The following is a 22,092-nucleotide window of genomic DNA, read 5'->3' on the forward strand; positions in this document are numbered from 1 at the left end:
TGCCTGGCCGCTACTGTCGCGCTTTCGCTGATTGCAGGATGCTCCATGCAGCCCACTTCTTCTGCCGCCGCAGCGCGCCCGGCCAATGCCACCGTTATCCTGTTGGCCTCGCTGTATTGCGCCCAGGGTTTGCCCTCGGGGCTAATGGCGCATTCGCTGCCGGTGTTGCTGCGTCAGCACGGCGTTGATCTGGCGTTGATCGGTTTGCTCAAGTTGCTGGCCTTGCCCTGGCTGCTCAAGGTGCTTTGGGCGCCGTGGGTGGACCGGCTGGCTTCGCTGCGGCTAGGCCATCACCGTGGCTGGATTCTGCCGTTGCAGCTTGGCGTCATTACGGTGATTGCCACACTGGCGCTGATGAGTCCCGAGCGGCTATTCGACAGTCACTTCCTCTTGCTGATCGGTTTGTTGCTGCTGGTCAATCTAGCGGCCTCGACCCAGGACATTGCCACCGACGGCCTGGCCGTACGCCTGTTGCCCGAGCGCTGGCGCGGGCTGGGCAATAGCCTGCAGGTGGGCGGCTACAAGGTCGGTATGCTGGTTAGCGGCAGTGGTCTGCTACTGGCGATGGATACCCTGGGCTGGCACCTGAGTCTGGCGCTGGTGGCTGTGCTACTGGTGCTGATGACGCTGCCGATCTGGCGCTTTAACGAGCGGCGCGAGCTGCCATTTCAGCCGGCGCAGGCGGAACCGGCCGGGCCTGGACTGTTGCTGCGACATTACCGTGGCCTGTTGCTGCAGCCCGGTATGCTGTTCTGGCTGGCGGTGTTGCTGAGCTTCAAGCTGGGTGATGCGCTGGGTTCGCCGATGATCAAGCCGATGCAGGTGGATCAGGGCTGGAGCAATGCTGAGTTGGGGCAACTGACCCTTATCAGCAGCCTGGCCGGCATCGCCGGCGCGTTTCTCGGCGGCCTGTTGTATGCGCGTATCGGCGCGCTGCGGGCGCTGTTGCTGTTCGGTCTGTTGCAGGCATGCGGAATCGCGGCCATGGCTGTGCTGGTAAATGCCGGTGGCAGCATCGGTCTGGTCTATCTGGTGGCGTTGTTCGAGCAGACCGCCGATGGCATGTCCACGGTGGCGCTGTTCGCGGTGATGATGCGCCAGTGTCGGCCCGAGCATGAGGGCGCCGACTTTACCCTGCAGGCCAGTGTGCAACTGTTGCTGGCTGGGCTGGTAGGCGCCACCAGCGGCTGGCTGGCCGAGCAGCTGGGCTTTGCCACGCTGTTTATCAGCGCCGGTGTGTTGGGGCTGCTGGCACTGCCTGTCGTGTTGCTGTACTTCTGGCGCGGCGAACGGCCGACGGCCAGCGCGGCATAAGTCGCCTGCTTTTATTCAGGGGTGTTTCCTCTATTCCCACCTGTGCCGGGCGATGATTGCCCGGCCAGCGCTCAACCGGATCAAAGATGGCTGCCTTTGCGCCTCGCGCGGGCAATCCTGCGGGCCTGTCCGGATTGAATCGAGGTGCGTATGCGTAAACCCGCGAGCCTGAGTGTCGGCCTGCGCCTGTTGTTGGCGTCCCAGGCCATGGCCCCGTTGAGCGTCAAGCTGGGGCTGGTGCAGCAACTGGGGGCCGAGAAGGCCGCGTTGCTGGCGCCGCATATGCCGCCGGGGCAGTTGCGTGAACTGATCATGGCCATGCCCATCGAGTTTGCTGCTGCGGTGACCACGCACCTCGACCCGCGCTTGATCCTCGACACCTACCTGAGCCTGCCGGATAGCCTGCATCTGGAGGTGGCGCGCCAGCTCTGCGCCGATGGTGCCTTTGCTACGGCGGCGCTGTATGCCGAGTGCCTGTCGGCCAAACAGATCAAGGTGCTGATCTACGGCATTAATGATGTCGACCATGTGCTGCAGATTGCCCGGCATATCGTCGATATGCCGCTGATCAGCGAGAGCCTGCGCAGTTTCTCCACCGGCTACCTGTGCAAACTGACCGAAGCGGCGGTGCTGGATCGCAATCTGCCGGTGGCCGCCCAGGTGCTGGGTGGCTTGTCACTGGCGCGGCAGGCGGATGTCTGCGCAGGGCTGCAACCGGTAACCCTGCGCAAACTACTGCCGTTACTGCTGTTGATCAGTGGTGATGGCTTGCGCAAGCAGCTACCGGAAGCCGTGCTGCAGGTTTTTGAGCAGCAGTGGGCTTAGCTATTCCATCCACTGCCGCTCGTGGCGCTCCAGCAGGTTGCTGGCCTGCTCGGGGCCGTCGCTGCCGGCCGGGTAGGGGCGCGGGCTCTGGTAGTGCTGGTGCCAGCCCTTGATGATCGGGTCGACCCAGTTCCAGGCCGCTTCGACTTCGTCGCGGCGCATAAACAGGGTTGAGTCACCTTCGATCACATCCAGCAGCAGGCGTTCGTAGGCGTCCCAGCGGCGCTGTTTGTGAAAGGCGTCGGCCAGGTTGAGGTCGAGCTCCACCGGCTGCAGGTGCATGCCCTTGCCGGGGCTCTTGCCCATCAGTTGCAGGCTAATGCGTTCTTCCGGCTGCAGGCGGATCAGCAGGCGGTTGGCTTCGCCGCCGCCGAACAGCTGGTGCGGCACCGGCTTGAACTGGATCAGAATTTCCGAGGTTTTGTGCCCCAGGCGTTTGCCGGTGCGCAGGTAGAACGGCACGCCGGCCCAGCGCCAGTTGTCGATTTCGGCCTGCACGGCGACAAAGGTTTCGGTGTCGCTGTCGTTGTCGACGTTCTTCTCGAAGTAGTAGGCGGGCACTTCCTGGCCGCCGATCTTGCCGGCGGTGTATTGGCCGCGCACGGTCTTGTCCTGCACGTCGAGGCCGGTGATGGGCTTCAGCGCCTCGAGGATCTTCACCTTCTCGTTGCGCACCGCTTCGGCGTCAAAGCGCACCGGTGCTTCCATGGCCACCAGGCAGAGCAACTGCAGCAGGTGGTTCTGGATCATGTCGCGCATGGCGCCGGCTTTTTCGTAGTAGGCACCACGATTTTCCACGCCGAGGGTTTCGCACACGCTGATCTGCACGTGGTCGATATGCCCGGCGCGCCAGATCGGCTCGAACAGCGCGTTGGCAAAGCGCAGTGCCATCAGGTTCTGCACTGTTTCCTTGCCCAGGTAGTGATCGATGCGGAACACCCGCGACTCATCGAACACGGCGCCAATCGCGGCATTGATCGCCTGCGCCGACTGCAGCGAATGGCCGATGGGTTTTTCCAGCACGATGCGCGCCTTGGGACCGGCCAGACTGGCAATCTTCAGGTGTGAGGCGATGTCCTCGAACAGATCCGGTGCGGTGGCCAGGTAGTAGATGCGCACGCGCTCATGGTCTTCGCCCAGGCGCTTGCCCAGGCGGCCGAAGTCGGCGCTCTGGCTGGCATCCATGGCGAAGTAGTCGAGGCGCGCGGCGAAGCTGGCCCAGGTGTCGTTGTCGAAGTCGTTACGCGCCACTTGAGCGCGGCAATGGCGTTCGGCCAGTGCCTGAAAGGCTGTGCGGCTATGGGCGCTGCGGGCCAGGGCGAGGATGCGTGTGTCGCCATGCAGGCGGCCGGCGCGATGCAGGTGGTAGAGCGCTGGCAGCAGTTTATGCAGGGCCAGATCGCCGGTGCCGCCAAACACCAGCATGTCGCAGGGAATGCTCAAGGTGGGAACTCCGACTCGGTTTAGCAGTGCGGCGGCGGCGGCCATGTAGTATAACTACAAGACCACTACAACCCGTCTTACGCCGATCATAACCGAGTCATGACTCCAATGCGGCGTGCTTGATAGGTTGCTTGATGAAATCGTTAGCCCAATGCCGAGCCTAAACCTGTGAACCTGTTGCAGCACATTGCCCAGTCGCGTCATCTCCTCCGCAAATCGGAACTCAAGGTCGCCGACCATGTTCTGCTTGATCCGGCCTCGGTCATGCACAGCTCCATGGCTGAGCTGGCGCACAGCGTCGGCATCAGCGAGCCGACCATCGTGCGTTTCTGTCGGGCGATTGGCTGCACCGGTTTTCAGGACCTCAAGCTCAAGCTGGCGCAGAGCCTGGCTGCCGGCGCCAGTTTCGGCCAGTTCGCCATCCATGAAGACGATTCGGTGGCGGACTTCAGCCTGAAGATCTTCGACACCACCCTGCACACCCTGATTGAGGTGCGCGAGAAGCTCGATACCCAGGCCCTGCAGCAGGCCATTGCCGCCATCGCCAATGCCCAGCGTGTGGAGTTCTATGGTTTTGGTGCGTCCGGCGCGGTGGCGGCGGATGCTCAGCACAAATTTTTTCGTTTGCTGCTCACCGCCGCCGCCTATTCCGACCCGCACATGCAGGCGATGAGTGCGGTGACGTTGAAACCCACCGATGTGGCGATCTGCATCTCGCAGTCCGGGCGCTCCAAGGATTTGCTGATCACCGCCAACCTGGTACGTGAAACCGGCGCGACGCTGATCACCCTGTGCCCGAGCCAGACGCCGCTGGCTGATCTGGCCACGGTCAACCTGGCCATCGACGTGCAGGAAGACACCGAAATCTACACCCCGCTGACCTCGCGTATCGCTCACCTGGTGGTGATCGATGTACTCGCCATGGGTGTGGCCATGGCCCGCGGCCCAGGCCTGGTTAACCACCTCAAGAGCGTCAAGCGCAGTCTGCGCAGCCTGCGGCTGTCGCCGAAGTCGCATAAAACCGTCGAAGACTGATTTCATCGCCACGTTATCGCGTGGCCATCAAAGCGTCATATCCAGGGTCGATGCTGGTACTCCCCTTATTCAGCTTGGGAGTTGCACCCTATGTCTGGCTATCTGGATAAACCGCAGTCTCACGAAAGCAGCGACGCCAAGGCCCGGCGCAAGCTGCTGGACCAGCGCCGCATGGAATACCGCCGCGCGATTGAAAGCTATGCCGAGCAGCGTCAGCTGCAGCATGAGTTGATCGATTTTCCGGAGTTGATCGCGACCAGCTACCTGCACAGTCTGCAGGCGGGGTCTAAGAAAGACGCGACCGCGACGGCGCGCTGAATACGTACCGGTGGGTAGCAAGCCTGGAGCCGTATAAGGCGGCTCCAGGCTGCTAGGCCTTACTCGATATTGACGGTGTAATCCTCCACTTCACCGTAATTGAAGGTGCCACATGGCACGGGCGCGGTGTTGTAGCGCATGGCCACGCGCAGGCGGGTTTTCCCGGTAGCGGCACCTGCGGGGATCACCAGATTGCCATTCACCACCGTGCTGAGCGCGCGCGCAGAAGTGAACAGCTCTTCACCCGCGTCGGTGAAATCGCCGTCCTTGTTCAGGTCGATCCAGACCTTCCAGTACTCGTTATAAGCCGAGCCGGCAAACTGCGGCGACAGGCGCAGGCTGTTGCTGCCCCGCTGCAGGTTCACCACCTGGCCAATGCGCGCTTCAGTGAAGTCGCTGTAGGTGCTGGCGCCGGAGCTGCGGGTGAAGCTGCCGAAGCTGACCTGGCTGATCCACTCATCGTTGGCGTTACCGCTGGCTGCGCTACAGTAGTTCGGCTGCGGTGTGCCGCTGCCGATTACCAGAAATGCCGCCGAAACCGCACCCCAGGTGCCGGACGCATCCCGCGCGCGGACATACACGGTGTGCTTGCCCGGCTGCAGTCCGGTGGTGGCGATGCTGCCGGTCAGGCCTTCGGTCTTGCCGTTGAAGCTGCCGTCCAGGGGTTGCAGAGGCATCGCCTGAGCGCCCGATTCCCAAGGCGCCTTGTCGATGTAGTACTCGGCAGCGGTGACGTTCTGCGTGGGCTCGGTGCCATTGCGGGTGCTGAAACCCAGGTCACTCGCGGTGGCGCTCAACGTCACCAGGGTACCTGCCGGCACGCCGCTGGAGGCATTGCCGCTCAGCGCCAGGCTGCTGATATCCGGGCCGCCGGGCGTGACGTAGGGCGTACGCACCACCTTGGCCGCGTAGATCAGCGCGGGCAGGTTCTTCGGTTTGATGGTGTTCTGGTAGACCGTGCAAGTCTGGAAGAACTGCGTGCCCAACTCGAAGGTGTAGGCGGCGACACCCAGCTCGCCATAGCTGATGCCATCACTGGTGCCGTCAGTCGGGTAGAGGCCGATGGACTGCTGCGGCGTATAGCCATTGAACAGGGCGAACTTGCGCCCCAGGGTTTGCAGTGCGCTGCCATTGGGCGCCGCCTGGCTGGTATCGCCCCACGGCCACAGCACCAGTTCGCTGTAACTGTGAATATCCAGGTGGATGCCGCTGGTATCGCTTGGCGCCGCATCATTCTTGCCGGGGCCGCGACGATCCGGCCAGAGGCTGCGCACATAAGCTTCCAGGGTCTGGATTTCCGGTTCGGAGCCGGCGCTGGGGCCGCGGTAGGTGTCATTGCAGGCACTGCCGCTGGAACCTTGGCCGTTGGTGCTGTTCCAGCCGAACGTGAAGTTGCGGTTGAGGTCGGCACCGCGGCTGTTGCTGTTGGCGCCGCAGTAGTTCTGGTTGGCGTTCTTGCGCCAGGACAGGCCGGTTTCGGCTTTCTTGCGGCCGTCCGGGTTGGTTTGCAGCATCAGATGGACCTCGTGGTGATCGAGAATCCAGGTGGCGTCGGCATCGGTGCCGTAGCCGTTGACCAGCCAGCGGGCGAAATCCAGCACCAGCGGCGCGGTGGTGTATTCGCGCGCATGGATGGCGCTGTTAATAAACAGCTTGGGTTTATTGCCGGTTATGGCTTTGTTGGTCAGCTTGAGCACGCCGATGTCGTGCCCACCTTGGCCATTGAGCTTTTCCCAGGACTGGCCAACCAGCAGCCATTCGGCAATACCAGGAAACTGGCTGGCCATGCCGCTGGCCACGCTGTAGGTACTCTCCAGGGTTTCATAGCAGGCGTAGCCGGGGATGCTGGCCAGGCTTGCATCGCTCATCGCCGTTGCGCTTTGCAGGCTGCGCTGTTGCAGGCGATTCTGGATCAGCGTGAGGACTTCATTGCGCTTGGCAATAAACTCGCTGGCCGGTGCGAAGGTAAAGCCGAAGACCGCGAGTTTTTTCTGTTCTTCCTCGGTCAGTTCCATGATCAGGTAGCCCTGCTCATAGTGCGATTCCAGCAACTGGCCGTGGAAGCTGATGGCTGCTTTACGGGCAAGGTCTTCGTTGGGGAAAAACGCCTTGTACACCTGGTTGGCGGCTTTTTCCTGCTCCAGCAGCATAAAGTCTTCTTGAGGGTGGGCCTGTGCCTGAACCGTGTTGAGCATGCAAAGCGCGGTGATGCTGGCACTGATGGCGAGGGTTAACTTCCGCTTTCTCATTCTTGAGATTCCTATCCTTCACTTATTGTTTATCCGTCCCCGGTAAGGAACGGTGTGTTTTTTGCCCCCTTGTGGAGGGCGAGGGATGTTTGGCAGTGGAAGCTCTTGATGCCGAATGCGTTGGCGCTACTGCATGCCTCTGAATACATCTTGTTATGGAAGGCAGGCCGATCTGGTACAAGAGTGCAAAGGAACTTAGAAGGCGCTTTACAGCCTGTCAATTTCTTCGTAGATCGCTGTCGTTTTTCGTATTTTCACGACATATAGCCGACTCATTGCCGACTTAAATGATGGCTACTGGCTACGTATGGGAACCGCGTAAGGAGGGATGTATGCAAGGGGTCAACGGGTTGCGCATGGGTATGTTGCTGCTGACCCTCGGGCTGGCTGTGGGCTGTGCTTCAGGTGGGGCTGAGCAGCAGGTCGGTGCAGATAAACCGCATGCGATGGCGGCCGAGTGGACGCAACTGCGTCAGGCCAAGGGGCATTTTGCTGGTGGCGAGTGGCAGCAGGATCTGGATGCCTGGCAGGGCCGTAAGCATCAACTGATGCAGGGGCTGGCCGCCGAGGTGCTGGCTGCGCATAGCGATACATCGGCGGTGCTGGCGCTGCTGGGCGAGCCGGATGCCAAGGTCACGGTCGATCAGGCGGACTACGCCGACTGGCAGCGCCGCACGGATTGGCAAGGTAGCCCGGGGCCGCTGCTGTGGAGTTATCACTGGCGTGGCCAGCATGATCAGCTGCTGCTGGCCTTCAGCGCGGGTCGGGTCAGTGCGGTGGGCTGGTTATATGCCTGGGAGTAGCGTCGCCGCTGGGGGCGGCAAAGCGCTCGGCGAGGGCGTTGATCAGGCTGCGTTGATCGCGCACGAAGGCGAAAAACGCCTGCGCCACTGGTGACAGGTATTTGCTGCGCGGGTGCACCAGGCACCAGCTGCGCAGCAGCGGCAGCTCGGCCACCGGCAGTTCGCGCAAGGCGCCGCATTCCAGTTCGCGGCGCACCGCGTGGCGCGGCACTAGAGCCAGGCCGAGGCCGGCGATGACCCCTTCGCATTGGCCTTCCATGGAGCCGACCTCCAGCGTCTGGGCGAAGTGCGCGCGCTTCTGGTGGCAATACTCCTCGCAGGCCTGGCGCGTGCCGGAGCCGGCTTCGCGGATCAGCAGCGGGAATGCGGTGAGGTCCTGCAGGCTCAATTGGTCTTGCGTGCACAGCGGGTGATCGGGCGGCGCCACGGCGATGATCGGGTTATTAAGGAAGGGCAGAAACTCCAGATTCATGTCGGTGGGCACCCGCGACATGATCAGCAGGTCATCGCGGTTGGCGTTCAGGCGTCTGAGTGCCTGGCTGTGGTTGGTCACCACCAGCTGTAAGTTGACTTCCGGGTATTGCTGGCGAAAAGCGGCGAACAGGTGCGGAACGAAGTACTTGGCGCTGGACTCTATGGCCAGGCTCAGTTGCCCCTGCAGCGAGCCTTGCAGGTCAGCCAGCTGCATATCGAGGCTTTCCAGGCGGCCGAAAATATCCGCGCTGGCGCGTAGCAGGGCTTCGGCGGCCTCGGTCAGGTAGAGCTTTTTGCCGACGTAATCGAACAGCGGCTGGCCGATCAGTTCTTCCAGCTGGCGAATCTGCAGGCTGACTGCCGGCTGGGTCAGCGACATCTCCTCGGCGGCGCGGCTGTAGGAGAGATGGCTGCACACCGAGCGAAACACCTGAATCTGACGAAATGTCATACGCAGCAAAGACTTACGCACGGTTGTCACCTGTGTGGTGGAGTCGATCAGGCTTAACTATAAGCTTTAGCTAATACCTAGCCCAATAATTATTGATTTTGGTTAATCACCAAGCCGGCGTAGCGTGAGTGCCTGACCGCGATTGCTGCTGCGGTCATACGTCGACCGGTTTTGTCGGTTGCCTGCTCACGTGATCGAGGATGCTGGCTCGTGATCAAGAAAATTCTGATAGCCAACCGCGGCGAGATAGCCGTACGCATCGTGCGAGCCTGTGCCGAAATGGGCATTCGTTCGGTGGCGGTCTATTCCGATGCTGATCGCCATGCGTTGCACGTCAAACGTGCGGACGAAGCCCACGGCATTGGTGCCGATCCGCTGGCCGGTTATCTGAACCCACGCAAGCTGGTCAACCTGGCGGTGGAAACCGGTTGCGATGCGCTGCATCCCGGTTATGGCTTTCTCTCCGAGAACGCTGAGCTGGCAGATATCTGCGCCGAACGTGGGATCAAATTCATCGGTCCAAGCGCGGAAGTGATCCGCCGCATGGGCGACAAGACCGAGGCGCGGCGCAGCATGATCGCCGCCGGCGTGCCTTGCACCCCTGGCACCGAAGGCAACGTGGCGGATATGGCCGAAGCCTTGAGTGAAGGTGACCGTATCGGTTACCCGGTGATGCTCAAGGCCACCAACGGCGGTGGCGGTCGCGGTATCCGCCGCTGCAACAGCCGCGATGAGCTGGAGCAGGCCTACCCACGGGTGATCTCCGAGGCGACCAAGGCGTTCGGCCGCGCCGAAGTGTTTCTGGAAAAATGCATCGTCAATCCCAAGCATATCGAGGCGCAGGTTCTCGCCGACAGCTTCGGCAACACCGTGCACCTGTTCGAGCGCGACTGCTCGATCCAGCGGCGTAACCAGAAACTGATCGAGATCGCCCCCAGCCCGCAGCTGACGCCAGAGCAGCGTGCCTATATCGGCGACCTGTCGGTGCGCGCGGCCAAGGCCGTCGGTTATGAGAACGCCGGCACCGTGGAGTTTCTGCTGGCCGAGGATGGCGAGCTGTACTTTATGGAGATGAACACCCGGGTGCAGGTGGAGCACACCATCACCGAAGAAATCACCGGTATCGACATCGTCCGCGAGCAGATCCGCATCGCCTCCGGCCTGGAACTGTCGGTCAAGCAGGAAGACATCATCCACCGTGGTTATGCCCTGCAGTTCCGTATCAACGCCGAAGACCCGAAGAACAACTTCCTGCCCTCATTCGGCAAGATCACCCGCTACTACGCCCCCGGCGGCCCCGGCGTGCGCACCGACACGGCGATCTACACCGGCTACACCATTCCGCCGTACTACGACTCCATGTGCCTGAAGCTGGTGGTCTGGGCGCTGACCTGGGAAGAAGCCCTGGCCCGTGGCCTGCGCGCCCTGGATGACATGCGCGTGCAGGGGGTGAAAACCACCGCCGCCTATTACCAGGAAATTCTGCGTAACCCGGAGTTTCGCAGCGGTCAGTTCAACACCAGTTTTGTCGAGGCGCACCCGGAGCTGACCGAGTACTCGATCAAGCGCAACCCGTCGCACCTGGCCATCGCCATTGCCACCGCCATTGCTGCCCACGCCGGCCTTTAACGAATCGTAGCCCGGATGTAATCCGGGAACTGCGGCCCCGGATTGCATCCGGGCTACAGGAGAGCAGAGAACATGAGCAAGAAGATCACCGTCACCGATACCATCCTGCGCGATGCCCACCAGTCGATCATCGCCACGCGCATGCGCCTGGACGACATGCTGCCGATCTGCGCCAAGCTCGATCAGGTCGGCTACTGGTCGCTGGAAGTCTGGGGCGGCGCGACCTTCGATGCCTGCGTGCGCTTCCTCAAGGAAGACCCCTGGGAGCGTCTGCGCAAACTCAAGGCCGGCTTGCCCAACACCCGCCTGCAGATGTTGCTGCGCGGGCAGAACCTGCTCGGTTATCGCCACTACAGCGACGACGTGGTGCGCGCCTTTGTGGCCAAGGCGGCGGTCAATGGCATCGACGTGTTCCGCATCTTCGATGCGATGAACGATGTGCGAAACCTGCGCGTGTCCATCGAGGCGGTGAAGGCCGCTGGCAAACATGCCCAGGGCACCATCGCCTACACCACCAGCCCGGTGCACACCGTCGAGGCCTTCGTGAAGCAGGCCAAGGCCATGCAGGCCATGGGCATCGACTCTATAGCGATCAAGGACATGGCCGGCCTGCTGACGCCCTATGCCACGGCTGATCTGGTCAAGGCATTGAAGGCGGAAGTCGACCTGCCGGTGTTTATCCACAGCCACGACACCGCCGGCATGGGCTCGATGTGCCAGCTCAAGGCGATTGAAGCCGGTGCCGACCATATCGACACCGCCATCTCCAGCTTCGCCTGGGGCACCAGCCACCCCGGCACCGAGTCGATGGTCGCCGCGCTCAAGGGCAGTGAATACGACACCGGCCTCGACCTGGCGTTGATCCAGGAGATCGGTCTGTACTTCCACGCGGTGCGCAAGAAGTACCACCAGTTCGAAAGCGAATTCACTGCCGTGGACACCCGCGTGCAGGTCAACCAGGTGCCGGGCGGGATGATGTCCAACCTGGCCAACCAGCTCAAAGAGCAGGGCGCGCTGAACCGCATCAACGAAGTGTTCGCGGAAATCCCGCGGGTGCGTGAAGACCTCGGCTTCCCGCCGCTGGTTACGCCGACCTCGCAGATTGTCGGCACTCAGGCGGTGTTCAACGTGCTGGCTGGCGAGCGCTACAAGACCATCACCAATGAGGTGAAGCTCTACCTGCAAGGCCGCTACGGCCTGGCGCCGGGCAAGGTCAACGAACAGCTGCGCAAGCAGGCGATTGGCAGCGAAGACGTCATCGAAGTGCGCCCGGCTGATCTGATCAAGCCGGAAATGGCCAAGCTGCGTGAGGAGATTGGCAGCCTGGCTTCGTGTGAAGAAGACGTGCTGACTTACGCCATGTTCCCGGATATCGGGCGCAAGTTCCTTGAAGAGCGTGCCGCCGGCACCTTGACCCCGGAAGTGCTGCTGCCAATCCCGGAAGCCGGCGGCATGGCCCCGGCTGGTGGTGAAGGCGTGCCGACCGAGTTTGTGGTGGATGTGCACGGCGAAAGCTACCGCGTCGACATTACCGGTGTTGGCGTGAAGAGCGATGGCAAGCGCCACTTCTATCTGTCCATCGACGGCATGCCGGAAGAAGTGGTGTTCGAGCCGCTGAATGATTTCGTCGCGGGCGCCAGCGGTAAGCGCAAGCAAGCCAGCGCGCCGGGCGATGTCAGTACCAGCATGCCGGGCAATATCGTCGATGTGCTGGTTAAGGTTGGCGACACGGTCAAGGCCGGTCAGGCAGTGCTGATCAGCGAAGCAATGAAGATGGAAACCGAAGTGCAGGCACCGATTGCCGGCACCGTGACGGCGGTGCATGTGGCCAAGGGCGACCGGGTCAATCCGGGCGATGTACTGGTGGAAATCGAAGGTTAACCTCGGAAGCCCCGGCTGTTTGAACAGGCATTTGAATGGTTTTTTTGGGGCTTCTTTTTACACCGCCGGCGCGGCTCATTTTCGCGCCAGCATGGGTTTTTAGGCCAAGTGCCTGGGCAAGTCTCGCGAGCTAGAGCCTGCTTTCAACGCAGCAGGGCCGACGCGCAGCAGACGTTGCCTAGGTACTTGTTGCCTGAGTCCCCTGGGAGCCTATGGCTCCTTTTTTTCGGTTATGCCCCGCTGTGCAGGGTTCTGCTGTTCTCAGCAGGAGACTGGGCAAAACTGCGGGTATCAGCACAACGCGTGGTGGGGGCATGACCTTTTATTCGAGCAGGTGGTGGCGCGGTGGGCGTCTTAATAGCAGTTCAATACGGGAGCAATGCGCGGTGAGTCTGGATCCGGTGGTGCTGTTCTTTGTCTTCGGCCTGTTGGCGGGTTTGCTGAAAAGCGAGTTGAAACTGCCGCCCGCGCTGTATGAAACGCTGTCGATCATTCTGCTGCTGGCCATTGGGCTGCACGGCGGCGTGGAGCTGGCCGAGCAAGCCAGTTGGCAGTTGCTCGGCCAGGCGGCCTGGGTGCTGGGCCTGGGTGTGGCGCTGCCGCTGCTGGCCTTCGGTGTGCTGCGCGGCCTGGGGTTCGACCGGGTCAACGCGGCGGCGGTAGCAGCGCACTATGGCTCGGTCAGTGCCGGTACCTTTGCCGTGGTGGTGGCCTATATGTTGGCCAAGGGCATCGAGTTTGAGAGCTATATGCCGCTGTTTGTCGCCATTCTGGAAATCCCGGCGATTCTGGTCGGTATCCTGCTGGCCAAGGGTATTGCCCGCGACACTGACTGGGGCGAGCTGGGTCGGGAAATCTTTCTCGGCAAGAGCATCATGCTGCTGCTCGGTGGCCTGATCATCGGTGCGATTGCCGGCAAGGAGGCGATCAAACCGCTGGAGCCGTTCTACACCAGCATGTTCAAGCCGGTGCTGGCGCTGTTCCTGCTGGAGATGGGCCTGATCGCCTCCGGTCAGCTCGGCTCGCTCCGGCAGTTCGGCCTGCGTCTGCTCGGTTTTGCCCTGCTGATGCCGCTGCTGGGCGCACTGATCGGCGCCTTGCTTGGTCGCTTTATGGGGCTGAGCCTGGGCGGTACAGCGGTGTTGGCCACACTGGCGGCGTCGGCGTCTTATATCGCCGTGCCGGCGGCCTTGCGCCTGGCATTGCCCGAGGCGAATCCGTCGCTGTCGCTGACGGCGTCGCTGGGCATCACCTTTCCCTTCAATATCATCGTCGGCATTCCGTTATACCTGATGCTGGCCGAACAGCTGCTGGCCTGGGGGCTCTGAAATGGACGCACATATCCGCACCCTGCTTACCGTGATCTGCGAAGCCGCGCTGGAGAAAAAGCTGGTGGCTGATCTGGAGCAGCTCGGAGCGCCGGGCTGGACCATCTCCGATGCCCGTGGCCGGGGTGGTCGCGGCGTGCGCAGCGCCGGTTGGGACACCGAAGGCAATATTCGCGTGGAGATCATCTGCACCCGTGATATCGCCGAGCGCATCGCCGGCCATCTGCAGGCGCGCTACTACGCCAACTTTGCCATGGTCTGCTACCTGGCCCAGGTTGAAGTGCTGCGCGCGGAAAAATTCTAGCGGCAACCGCCCCCCGGATTGCGCCAAGGCTTATCCGGGCTACGGTGATGAGTAGCCCGAACAAGCGCTAGCGCAGTCCGGGATTGTGGGTGATGCCAGCGCGCACTCATCTGGCTTGTCAGTGTGGCGCTTCCCGGATTGCGCCAAGGCTTATCTGGGCTACGGCGAGGAGTAACCCGAACAAGCATTTAGCGCAGTCCGGGGCATAACCAACAAGGAGGTTGGCATGGTCAATTACCGGCGGATGCGCGTGGCGGGTGGCACCTATTTCTTCACGTTGACCTTGAAGGATCGGCGTAGCGATCTGCTGGTAAGGCATATTGATTTGCTGCGTGACGCTTTGCGCCAAGTGAAGCGGCGGCGGCCATTTACGTTATCGGCCGTGGTGGTTATGCCCGACCACGTGCATCTGTTGTTGCAATTGCCCGAGACGGATACCAACTACTCGGCTCGTTTGCGTGATTTCAAAATGCTATTCGTCAAGGCTTTACGTGCTGCTGGCGAACCCATCCGGTCGGGGGTACGGGGTGATGCGGGGATCTGGCAGGCGCGCTTCTGGGAGCATACGATCCGTGATGAGCGCGATCTTGCGGCCCATATCGATTACATCCACTTCAATTCGGTCAAGCATGGGCATGTGTCGCGGGCAGTGGACTGGCCTTATTCCAGCTTCCATCGCTATGTGCGCCAAGGTCTATTGTCCGGCGATTGGGCTGGCGGTGAAGGGCTTGAGCTGGCCGGTGACGGTTGAGCCACCTCCCGGATTGCGCCAAGGCTTATCCGGGCTACAGCGGACGATGTAGCCCGAACAAGCGTGAGCGCAGTCCGGGATTGATTGGCGCGGGGTGTGATCAGCGCCGTCGGGCAAGCGTCTATCTGCCATTGTCCGAGGCGCGCTCGGACCTTGTGGCGAGCCTAAGCATGCAAGCGCTGTTGAATGAAATTCTGGATCAAGTCCGTCCGCTGATCGGCCAGGGCAAGGTGGCCGATTACATCCCGGCGCTGGCCGATGTGCCGGCCAACCAGCTGGGCATTGCGGTGTACAGCAACGACGGCGAGCTGTACTGCGCCGGTGATGCCGATACGGCGTTCTCCGTGCAGAGCATTTCCAAGGTGTTCAGCCTGGTGCAGGCGATTGAGCATTCCGGTGAGGATATCTGGCAGCGCCTGGGCCACGAGCCGTCTGGCCAACCGTTCAATTCGCTGGTGCAGCTGGAGTTCGAGCGTGGCCGCCCGCGCAATCCGTTTATCAACGCCGGTGCCCTGGTGATCTGCGATATCAACCAGTCGCGCTTTGCCGCGCCGGTGCTGTCGATGCGCGACTTTGTGCGACGTTTGGCCGGTAATCCCGAGGTGGTTGTGGACCGGCACGTGGCTGAGTCGGAATACCAGCACCGGGCGCGTAACGCGGCGGCGGCTTACCTGATGCAGTCTTTCGGCAATTTCCATAACGATGTAGAGGCGGTGCTGCGCAGCTATTTCAGCTACTGCGCGCTGCGTATGAGCTGCGTCGATCTGGCGCGGGCGTTCTGCTTTCTGGCCAACGACGGCTTCTGCAAACACAGCGGCGCGCAGATTCTCAGCGCGCGGCAGAGCAAGCAGGTCAACGCGATCATGGCCACCAGCGGCCTGTATGACGAGGCGGGCAACTTTGCCTACCGCGTCGGCTTGCCGGGCAAGAGCGGCGTCGGCGGCGGTATCGTCGCCGTGGTACCGGGACGGTTCAGCGTGTGCGTGTGGTCGCCGGAGCTGAACGCCGCCGGCAACTCCCTGGCCGGGATCAAGGCACTGGAACTGCTGAGCGAGCGGATTGGCTGGTCGGTGTTCTGACGGCGCCGCGCCTATCGCGCCTATGACGGATCAGTCGGCCATTGGCTCCGCTGATTCGTCGGTTGCAGGTGCCTCTTCCTGCGGCGCTTTCTCGGTCTTTTCACAGATGCCGTTGGCACCCTGTTTACCGGTGTAGGAGACCGTCGGCGCGCCGGCGGCATTCAGGCTGATGGACAAGGTCACGCCTTCACCCTTGGCCTCGAAGAACTGCTCGCTGAGCTTGTGCAGAACGAGCGGCTTGTCGTTGACATAGACCGGGCCGCCGGCCTCGGCGCGCACGCTGAGGTCGGACGGGCAGGTGACCTCGAATGCCGGCAGATTGGCAGCGTGGGCCATACCGCTGGCAGTTAATAGGGCAATGAGGGTGGGTAGTCTGTTCATGCAGTAGCTCCAGGCAGGGCGGCGGGCAAAGACCGCCCCGTTAGCAGCGGCCTGAATATCAACTAAGCAGCCGGCCGTGACCTTGTCCAACTGCTGCGGCCGTTGCCCGATCAGCTGCGTTGTCCGTTTTCGCGGGCGCTCTCAGCGGTAGCGCCAGCCAACCGTTTGCCACCGCCTCATAGAGCAATCCGCAGATATTCGGAGCGGCAAGCTTGCCTTGCATATTGCTGCGGTGCTTGCGCACGGTCAGGTCGCTGATGCCAAGTCGGCGGGCAACTTCCTTATCGCTCAATCCTTGGGCAAACAACTGCACGATCTGTAACTCTCGCTCACTTAATTTGCCGCTCTGTAGTGGTACTTTGTTAGTTGTTTCAAGTGTCGATAAAGTTTCCAGATAATAAATAGCCAATTGCGCAGATTTATTCAGTGAAAGTTTGCTGTGCAAGTTTTCTCGATGCTTCCTGGCGGTACTTATAGATACGCACAATAGTGCAGATATATCCCGATCTGTGCAGCCGCGGGCGATAAGTGATAGGGCCTGAAGCTCGCGTGACGTAAGCACATTACCCATCCTTGCTGATGCGGCAGAGAGGATTGGAAGTTAGCGCTTGCCAAGTAACAAAGCGAGATGGAAATACTTCCCCAGATATACCGAATTTGCCCAATATCCAGTTATCCGGTTAGTCGCCAGAGTTTAATCGTCGACTAACTCCATGGGGCTCATCAGGGCTGCAAACGAGTTGCCTTATTCGGCGTACGTGCCGCGGCATGAGTTGCGGTGCACTCCATTTAGATAACTGCAAGGATTACAGTCATGAATTGGAATCGTACGTTTACCGATCTTCTGCGCGCCGGCCGTCCTGCTTACTGGGGCAATTGGACCCTCGACCCCAAGTTCAAGGTCGGTGCCGTCGGTATTGTTTCTCCGGATAGCGGGGATTTCACCCTGGTGCAGGAAGCCACGCCGGGCATCGCCATCAGCAGCCGTGGTGTGCCTAACCAGTGGAAGCTTTCTTCCAGCAACGTCAAACGCAGCCAGGCCAACGTCAACCTGGATGGTTCGGCCACTGATCCGGAGAGCGGCACCAAAATCACCGCCGGCACGGAAATCACCTGGGAGTTCGCCAATGTCGGCTCGATGGCCTCGGAGTTCGGCATTTCCAGCGAGAGCTTTATCAGTGACCTCACCGTGCTGAGCAAGCCGGAAACCCTGAGCTGGATGGCCCAGCAGGCGTCCGCAGTGAGCATGGGTAGCAGCGGCAATATCGCTCAGGGTTTCGGTGTGGTCACCAGCGTGATCTACGCCAACAGCGGCCTGAATATCGGCTCTCAGGACAACAGCTCGTCCTTTTCCATCAGCGGTTCGGCCGGTGCTGTGCAGGACATGCTGGCCGGCGCCAATGGCAAAGGCTCGTATGTCTCCTCCAAGGAGACCAAGCAGATCGACCAGCATCTTTGGCCCACCACCCCGAATAGCCTGGCCAATGGCTCGGTGCCGATTGCTTACACCTTCGCCTCTTACGACGGCAGCCTGCTGATCCCCAACTGGATTACCCGCCTGGGTGCGCTGCAGATCCTGTTCAACAACAAACCGGGCTGCACCTATATCACCGATATCAAGCTGAGCTACGACACCCCACAAGGGCCGCAGCACGAGTCGTTCTCGTTGAGCGGTGGCCTGTCCAAGACCATCGGCAATATCCCGCTGAGTGCCACCAACATCGCCGCCGAGATCAGCTTCAAAGGTGTGATCAACAGCGACAAGTACAGCTTCAAGTGGCCGAACCCGCTTGGCCAGTGGCTGACCGGCCAGCGCGAGATCGAGATGACCGGCGTCTGGCCGGGTCAGACCCACGCCAACGATATCGCGATGTGACATCGGCTGGGGCCAGGGCAGGCGTCCAGGTCCCAGCATTAATTGACTCGCTTAGCCCATGGAGGGCAGCAACCATGCAAAATTTCCTCAATAGCCACAAAAATATTGCCGCCTGCATCCTGCTTGCCGCGCTGTGCGCGGGCAGCGTATCGCCGGCGCAGGCCGAAGACGTTGCCAAGGGTGTGCTGATCGTGCGCGGCGGCGCCGCTAATACGAGCGCCAACTACGACAAAGAGGACCAGGACAGCAATGGTCGCCTGGAGGGTGTTTCTGTCCTGTGTGCCAGCAGCGGCAGCCAGACGGCTGCCGCCCTGGTGGCCACGGATACCACCCGCGTCTGGGGCGCTTATATGAGCGGCAACACCACCACCGTGATCAACTTCGGTGGCCATGTGGTCAAGGACCCACTGCGCGGTAACCCCAACCACTGCCTGATCAATGGCCTGACGTTGAGTCAGATCAAGGGCATGTGGCACTGATCTGCGCGATAAAAAGACCGGCTCTAGGGCCGGTCTTTTATTGCCTGGCATTTGGCACCTGGCAGCGCGGTGGAATAGTCGGCGTTTTAGCCGGCGATCAGCTCCTTGGCTGCTTGGCGGTGATCGGCGATCAGCTTGGCCACATCCAGGCCTTCGATCTGCCCGTCGATGACCCGCCACTGGCCACCGATCATCATCCGGTCGGCCTTGTCGGCGCCGCACAGCAGCAGCGCGGAAATCGGGTCGTGGCTGCCGGAGAAGCGCAGCTCATCCAGCTTGAAGAAGGCCATGTCGGCTTGCTTGCCCACCGCCAGCTCGCCGATATCGCTGCGCCCCAACAGCTTGGCCGAGCCTTTGCTGGCCCAGCCCAGTACCAATTCCGGGGTGATTTTCTCGGCGCCGTAGCGCAGACGCTGGATATACAGGGCCTGGCGCGCTTCGAGGATCATGTTCGAGGCATCGTTGGAGGCCGAGCCATCCACGCCGAGGCCGATCGGTGCGCCCGCCGCTTCCAGCTCAAGGGTCGGACAGATGCCCGAGGCCAGGCGCATATTCGAGCTTGGGCAATGGCAGATCCCGGTGCCGGCCTGGCCCAGGCGCGCAATCTCGTCCGGGTTGAAGTGGATGCCGTGGGCCAGCCAGGTGCGCGAGCTGAGCCAGCCGACGCTGTCCAGGTAATCCACGGTACGCAGGCCGAAGCGCTGCAGGCAGAAGTCTTCTTCGTCGAGGGTTTCCGCCAGGTGGGTGTGCAGGCGCACGTCCAGCTCCTCGGCCAGCTCGGCGCTCTGGCGCATGATTTCCTGGGTGACCGAGAACGGCGAGCAGGGCGCCAGGGCGATCTGCACCTGGGCGCCATCGCCGCGCTGGTGGTAGTCATGGATCAGCCGTTGGCTGTCGGCCAGGATCACTTCACCCTGTTGTACGGTCTGCTGCGGCGGCAGGCCGCCATCGGCTTCGCCCAGGCTCATCGAGCCACGGGTGAGCATGGCGCGCATGCCCAGCTCGCGTACCGCTTCGACCTGCACGTCGATGGCGTTTTCCAGGCCGCCAGGGAACAGGTAATGGTGATCCGCCGCGGTGCTGCAACCGGACAGCAGCAGTTCGGCCAGGGCCACTTTACTGGCCAGGGCGAGTTTCTCGGGGGTCAGGCGCGCCCAGACCGGATACAGGGTTTTCAGCCAGGGGAACAACGGCTGGTTGACCACCGGGCCCCAGGCGCGGGTCAGGGTTTGGTAGAAGTGGTGGTGGGTGTTGATCAGGCCCGGCAGCACCACATGCTCGCGGGCATCGAAGGTGCGATTGCAGGGTTGGCTCGGCTGTTGGCCGGCCTTGAGCAGTTCGCTGATCACACCGTCTTCGATCACCAGCCCGCCGGCGGCGTCGAGGGTGTTGGCGGTAAAGATGGCGAGGGGGTTTTTGATCCAGATACGTGTAGCAGCCATTGAGTTGGCTCCTCTGAAGTTGGGTTCAGGTTAGCCAGCTCAGTGTTTACCCTGTCTGCTGATCCAGGTGCGCGGCCGGCGCAGGTGGCCGGGCGTGGCGCAAACGATAACGCCGTAATCTGCCTGCGGCAAGAGTGCAGGACGGATTTTCTGACCAGAAGGTCAGAGGGTTAAAATACTTTACGGTACTGCACAAACCCTGACCGCTCGGCGAGGCGCTCATACAGCAGCATGGCCTTGCTGTTGCTTTCGTGGGTCAGCCAGTAGGTGCGCGAACAGCCTTGAGCCTCAGCCTCGCGGTAGACGTGCTCGATCAGCTGACGGCCGGCGCCGCTGCTGCGGATGTCCTTGGCGATAAACAGGTCCTGCAGGTAGCAGTAGTCGCCAGGCGTCCAGGTCGAGCGGTGGTAAATCCAGTGCACCAGGCCAATCGCCAGGCCGTCATGCCAAGCCAGCGCGGCGTGCATCGGCTCGGCGGGGTCGAGGAAGCGCTGCCAGGTGATGTCGCTGGTCGCGGCGGCAATCTCGGTCATATAGAAGCGTTGATAGCCCTGCCACAGGGGCAGCCAGGCGGCATGGTCGGCGCTGGTGACCGGACGGATCTCTACGGGAATGCGAATCGGCATGGCACTGGCTCCTCGGTGGGGTAAAGCCCTTACAGCCTAGCTGCAAGGGCCCAGCCTTCAATCGGCGCGTTCACCACAGACATCCAAGGCAAACCAGTGTTCCACTTCGGCCTGGCTCAGGCCCGCGCCGAGCAGGGCGAACAGCTTGCCCAGCGCCGCTTCGCGGGTCATGCCGCCGGCGGAAATCAGCCCAGCGCTGGCCAGTTGACTGCCGGCGGCATACACGCCGAATTCGACATGGCCGTGCGGGCACTGGCTGATCGCGGCCATTACCACGCCACGCTCATGCGCGGCCTTGAGTACGCCGAGCAGTTCGCCGTCGTCCGCAGGGCCTGTGCCGCTGCCGTAGCATTCCAGCAGCAGGCCTTGCACGCCGCTGCCGAGCAGGGCGCGCAGGTGGCTTGCCTGGATGCCCGGGTAAAACGGCAGCACGGCCAGGTTGACCGGCTGGCGCGGCCGGCGGTAGTCGATGCTGGCCGGGATGCTCTCGGCGCGCGGGCTCTGGCGCTGGCGCGGCAGCACGTGAAAGGCGTCGAAGGCATCACTGCGCAGCTTGCTGACCCGCGCGCCATGTAGCAGCGCACCATTGAAATGCAGGTGCACGCCGGGGGTTATACCGGCCTGCAGCGCGCGCATGGCGCCGAACAGGTTGCCCCAGGCATCGCTGCCCTCGGCACCGGCCGGCAGCATTGAGCCGCTGAGGATCACCGGTGCCGGCAAACCCAGCAGCAGAAAGCTCAGGGCGGCGGCGCTGTAGGCCAGGGTGTCGGTGCCGTGCAGTAGCAGCACGCCATCGCAGCCGTCCTGCTCGATGCCGGCGCGAATCGCCGCGACCATCGCCAGCCAGTTGCTCTGGTTCATATTGGCGCTGTCGATGGGCGGCAGCAGCTCGCGGAAGGTCCATTGTGGCAACGGCTGGGCTTCCAGCACTTGCTGGCGGCGCAGACGCTCATCGAAGCCGGACGCCGGGGCCAGGCCCGTGGCACTCATTTGCATACCGATGGTGCCACCGGTGTAGAGCACCAGAAGTTTTTCACAACCCATCAGGGGGTCTCCGTACTTTCATTGTTCTTATAAGAAAACAGGGGGCCAAGCCCCCTGTTTGTTACAGCTAATGCAGCGGTTGCAACAGCTTAACGCTGATGCACGCTGTTGCCGATTTCCGCATGGTTGGCCGGGGCGTTCTGCGCCGCGTTTGGCCAGGCGGCTGGGTCGAGGTCCAGGTCAGCGAAGTTCTTCGCATCGAACACCGGCGATTCCACGCCGGCCTTGATCTGGTTGTCGTAGTCGCGCATCAGGCGCAGGCCGACCTTGAACAGCAGCACCAGGGCAATCAGGTTGCAGATGGCCAGCAGGCCCATGGTCACGTCGGCAAAGGCGAACACCGTACCGAGATCCTGCACC

22 protein-coding genes are annotated in these 22,092 nt (G+C 61.9%); 13 read left to right on the forward strand and 9 right to left on the reverse strand.

What is annotated here, in order from left to right; all coding sequences use genetic code 11:
• The first annotated feature begins 45 nt into the window (after nt 1–45).
• Both Q8M42_RS18475 and Q8M42_RS18480 read left to right on the forward strand, forming a co-directional pair.
• On the forward strand, nt 46–1,314 hold the full coding sequence (locus Q8M42_RS18475) for an MFS transporter (RefSeq protein WP_304869830.1): 1,269 nt from the start codon (nt 46–48) through the stop codon (nt 1,312–1,314).
• 150 nt (nt 1,315–1,464) lie between these two features.
• Nucleotides 1,465–2,139, forward strand: a complete 675-nt coding sequence (locus Q8M42_RS18480; protein WP_304869832.1) for a hypothetical protein — start codon at nt 1,465–1,467, stop codon at nt 2,137–2,139.
• Here the strand turns inward: Q8M42_RS18480 and zwf are convergent, their stop codons facing one another.
• Entirely contained in the window at nt 2,140–3,627 is a 1,488-nt protein-coding gene (gene zwf / locus Q8M42_RS18485; RefSeq protein ID WP_304869834.1) for a glucose-6-phosphate dehydrogenase, read from the reverse strand. It abuts the gene before it with no gap.
• Between the two features lie 123 nt (nt 3,628–3,750).
• On the opposite strand from zwf, the gene hexR reads away from it, so the two are divergent.
• Both hexR and Q8M42_RS18495 read left to right on the forward strand, forming a co-directional pair.
• A complete protein-coding gene (hexR, locus tag Q8M42_RS18490; protein ID WP_090250886.1) occupies nt 3,751–4,617 on the forward strand; it encodes a transcriptional regulator HexR in 867 nt (288 codons plus the stop codon).
• 90 nt (nt 4,618–4,707) lie between these two features.
• The gene (locus tag Q8M42_RS18495; protein ID WP_304869839.1) at nt 4,708–4,935 is read left to right on the forward strand and encodes a PA3496 family putative envelope integrity protein; all 228 of its coding nucleotides are present in this window, start codon (nt 4,708–4,710) and stop codon (nt 4,933–4,935) included.
• Between the two features lie 59 nt (nt 4,936–4,994).
• On the opposite strand, the gene Q8M42_RS18500 is transcribed toward Q8M42_RS18495, so the two are convergent.
• Nucleotides 4,995–7,184 carry a M14 family zinc carboxypeptidase gene (locus Q8M42_RS18500; protein WP_304869841.1) on the reverse strand — a complete coding sequence of 730 codons (2,190 nt, stop codon included), beginning with the start codon at nt 7,182–7,184 and terminating at the stop codon, nt 4,995–4,997.
• 332 nt (nt 7,185–7,516) lie between these two features.
• On the opposite strand from Q8M42_RS18500, the gene Q8M42_RS18505 reads away from it, so the two are divergent.
• Nucleotides 7,517–7,987: a hypothetical protein gene (locus tag Q8M42_RS18505; RefSeq protein WP_304869843.1), complete on the forward strand. Its 471-nt coding sequence runs from the start codon at nt 7,517–7,519 to the stop codon at nt 7,985–7,987.
• On the opposite strand, the gene Q8M42_RS18510 is transcribed toward Q8M42_RS18505, so the two are convergent.
• Nucleotides 7,953–8,933 (reverse strand): LysR family transcriptional regulator, encoded by a 981-nt coding sequence (locus Q8M42_RS18510; protein ID WP_304869845.1) that lies wholly within the window; start codon nt 8,931–8,933, stop codon nt 7,953–7,955. The two genes, Q8M42_RS18505 and Q8M42_RS18510, sit on opposite strands and share 35 nt — an antisense overlap.
• A 189-nt stretch (nt 8,934–9,122) precedes the next feature.
• On the opposite strand from Q8M42_RS18510, the gene Q8M42_RS18515 reads away from it, so the two are divergent.
• The 6 genes from Q8M42_RS18515 to glsB all read left to right on the forward strand — a co-directional run bounded on the left by Q8M42_RS18515 (nt 9,123) and on the right by glsB (nt 15,884).
• Complete coding sequence (locus Q8M42_RS18515; protein ID WP_304869847.1) at nt 9,123–10,541, forward strand: acetyl-CoA carboxylase biotin carboxylase subunit; 1,419 nt, start codon at nt 9,123–9,125, stop codon at nt 10,539–10,541.
• Nucleotides 10,542–10,613: 72 nt separating this feature from the next.
• Nucleotides 10,614–12,422: a sodium-extruding oxaloacetate decarboxylase subunit alpha gene (oadA, locus tag Q8M42_RS18520; RefSeq protein ID WP_304869849.1), complete on the forward strand. Its 1,809-nt coding sequence runs from the start codon at nt 10,614–10,616 to the stop codon at nt 12,420–12,422.
• A 386-nt stretch (nt 12,423–12,808) separates the two neighbouring features.
• On the forward strand, nt 12,809–13,750 hold the full coding sequence (locus tag Q8M42_RS18525) for a sodium-dependent bicarbonate transport family permease (RefSeq protein WP_304869851.1): 942 nt from the start codon (nt 12,809–12,811) through the stop codon (nt 13,748–13,750).
• A gap of 1 nt (nt 13,751) precedes the next feature.
• On the forward strand, nt 13,752–14,054 hold the full coding sequence (locus Q8M42_RS18530) for a transcriptional regulator (RefSeq protein ID WP_304869853.1): 303 nt from the start codon (nt 13,752–13,754) through the stop codon (nt 14,052–14,054).
• Nucleotides 14,055–14,280: 226 nt separating this feature from the next.
• On the forward strand, nt 14,281–14,805 hold the full coding sequence (locus tag Q8M42_RS18535; RefSeq protein WP_304869854.1) for a transposase: 525 nt from the start codon (nt 14,281–14,283) through the stop codon (nt 14,803–14,805).
• A 170-nt stretch (nt 14,806–14,975) separates the two neighbouring features.
• Nucleotides 14,976–15,884: a glutaminase B gene (gene glsB, locus Q8M42_RS18540; RefSeq protein ID WP_304869856.1), complete on the forward strand. Its 909-nt coding sequence runs from the start codon at nt 14,976–14,978 to the stop codon at nt 15,882–15,884.
• Between the two features lie 30 nt (nt 15,885–15,914).
• Here the strand turns inward: glsB and Q8M42_RS18545 are convergent, their stop codons facing one another.
• Both Q8M42_RS18545 and Q8M42_RS18550 read right to left on the reverse strand, forming a co-directional pair.
• On the reverse strand, nt 15,915–16,265 hold the full coding sequence (locus Q8M42_RS18545; protein WP_304869858.1) for a hypothetical protein: 351 nt from the start codon (nt 16,263–16,265) through the stop codon (nt 15,915–15,917).
• Nucleotides 16,266–16,323: 58 nt separating this feature from the next.
• Entirely contained in the window at nt 16,324–16,836 is a 513-nt protein-coding gene (locus tag Q8M42_RS18550) for a response regulator transcription factor (protein WP_304869860.1), read from the reverse strand.
• A gap of 243 nt (nt 16,837–17,079) precedes the next feature.
• Here Q8M42_RS18550 and Q8M42_RS18555 point away from each other — a divergent pair, with 243 nt between their 5' ends.
• Nucleotides 17,080–18,141 (forward strand): hypothetical protein, encoded by a 1,062-nt coding sequence (locus Q8M42_RS18555; protein WP_275960132.1) that lies wholly within the window; start codon nt 17,080–17,082, stop codon nt 18,139–18,141.
• 74 nt (nt 18,142–18,215) lie between these two features.
• Nucleotides 18,216–18,620, forward strand: coding sequence for a hypothetical protein (locus Q8M42_RS18560; RefSeq protein WP_304869863.1), 405 nt, complete (start codon nt 18,216–18,218; stop codon nt 18,618–18,620).
• Nucleotides 18,621–18,706: 86 nt separating this feature from the next.
• On the opposite strand, the gene Q8M42_RS18565 is transcribed toward Q8M42_RS18560, so the two are convergent.
• The 4 genes from Q8M42_RS18565 to Q8M42_RS18580 all read right to left on the reverse strand — a co-directional run.
• Nucleotides 18,707–20,062 carry an 8-oxoguanine deaminase gene (locus Q8M42_RS18565; protein WP_304869865.1) on the reverse strand — a complete coding sequence of 452 codons (1,356 nt, stop codon included), beginning with the start codon at nt 20,060–20,062 and terminating at the stop codon, nt 18,707–18,709.
• Between the two features lie 170 nt (nt 20,063–20,232).
• A complete protein-coding gene (locus Q8M42_RS18570) occupies nt 20,233–20,688 on the reverse strand; it encodes a GNAT family N-acetyltransferase (RefSeq protein ID WP_304869867.1) in 456 nt (151 codons plus the stop codon).
• A 57-nt stretch (nt 20,689–20,745) separates the two neighbouring features.
• Nucleotides 20,746–21,732 carry an asparaginase gene (locus tag Q8M42_RS18575; protein ID WP_370692750.1) on the reverse strand — a complete coding sequence of 329 codons (987 nt, stop codon included), beginning with the start codon at nt 21,730–21,732 and terminating at the stop codon, nt 20,746–20,748.
• An 89-nt stretch (nt 21,733–21,821) separates the two neighbouring features.
• Nucleotides 21,822–22,092, reverse strand: a 271-nt coding sequence (locus tag Q8M42_RS18580; RefSeq protein WP_304869869.1) for an alanine:cation symporter family protein, incomplete at its 5' end; no start/stop codon positions are given.

Origin of the sequence: Pseudomonas sp. (genome assembly GCF_030684895.1) — a bacterium.
Lineage (GTDB): Bacteria > Pseudomonadota > Gammaproteobacteria > Pseudomonadales > Pseudomonadaceae > Aquipseudomonas.

Excerpts from the sequence above, each read along its gene's own strand:
- zwf (WP_304869834.1), bottom strand. The coding sequence starts at position 3,627 with ATGGCCGCCGCCGCCGCACTGCTAAACCGAGTCGGAGTTCCCACCTTG.
- Q8M42_RS18535 (WP_304869854.1), top strand. The coding sequence starts at position 14,281 with ATGGTCAATTACCGGCGGATGCGCGTGGCGGGTGGCACCTATTTCTTC.
- Q8M42_RS18550 (WP_304869860.1), bottom strand. The coding sequence starts at position 16,836 with ATGGGTAATGTGCTTACGTCACGCGAGCTTCAGGCCCTATCACTTATC.
- Q8M42_RS18500 (WP_304869841.1), bottom strand. The coding sequence starts at position 7,184 with ATGAGAAAGCGGAAGTTAACCCTCGCCATCAGTGCCAGCATCACCGCG.
- Q8M42_RS18575 (WP_370692750.1), bottom strand. The coding sequence starts at position 21,732 with ATGGGTTGTGAAAAACTTCTGGTGCTCTACACCGGTGGCACCATCGGT.
- Q8M42_RS18545 (WP_304869858.1), bottom strand. The coding sequence starts at position 16,265 with ATGAACAGACTACCCACCCTCATTGCCCTATTAACTGCCAGCGGTATG.
- Q8M42_RS18555 (WP_275960132.1), top strand. The coding sequence starts at position 17,080 with ATGAATTGGAATCGTACGTTTACCGATCTTCTGCGCGCCGGCCGTCCT.
- Q8M42_RS18560 (WP_304869863.1), top strand. The coding sequence starts at position 18,216 with ATGCAAAATTTCCTCAATAGCCACAAAAATATTGCCGCCTGCATCCTG.
- Q8M42_RS18475 (WP_304869830.1), top strand. The coding sequence starts at position 46 with ATGCAGCCCACTTCTTCTGCCGCCGCAGCGCGCCCGGCCAATGCCACC.
- Q8M42_RS18495 (WP_304869839.1), top strand. The coding sequence starts at position 4,708 with ATGTCTGGCTATCTGGATAAACCGCAGTCTCACGAAAGCAGCGACGCC.
- Q8M42_RS18530 (WP_304869853.1), top strand. The coding sequence starts at position 13,752 with ATGGACGCACATATCCGCACCCTGCTTACCGTGATCTGCGAAGCCGCG.
- oadA (WP_304869849.1), top strand. The coding sequence starts at position 10,614 with ATGAGCAAGAAGATCACCGTCACCGATACCATCCTGCGCGATGCCCAC.
- Q8M42_RS18505 (WP_304869843.1), top strand. The coding sequence starts at position 7,517 with ATGCAAGGGGTCAACGGGTTGCGCATGGGTATGTTGCTGCTGACCCTC.
- Q8M42_RS18565 (WP_304869865.1), bottom strand. The coding sequence starts at position 20,062 with ATGGCTGCTACACGTATCTGGATCAAAAACCCCCTCGCCATCTTTACC.
- Q8M42_RS18570 (WP_304869867.1), bottom strand. The coding sequence starts at position 20,688 with ATGCCGATTCGCATTCCCGTAGAGATCCGTCCGGTCACCAGCGCCGAC.
- Q8M42_RS18480 (WP_304869832.1), top strand. The coding sequence starts at position 1,465 with ATGCGTAAACCCGCGAGCCTGAGTGTCGGCCTGCGCCTGTTGTTGGCG.
- glsB (WP_304869856.1), top strand. The coding sequence starts at position 14,976 with ATGCAAGCGCTGTTGAATGAAATTCTGGATCAAGTCCGTCCGCTGATC.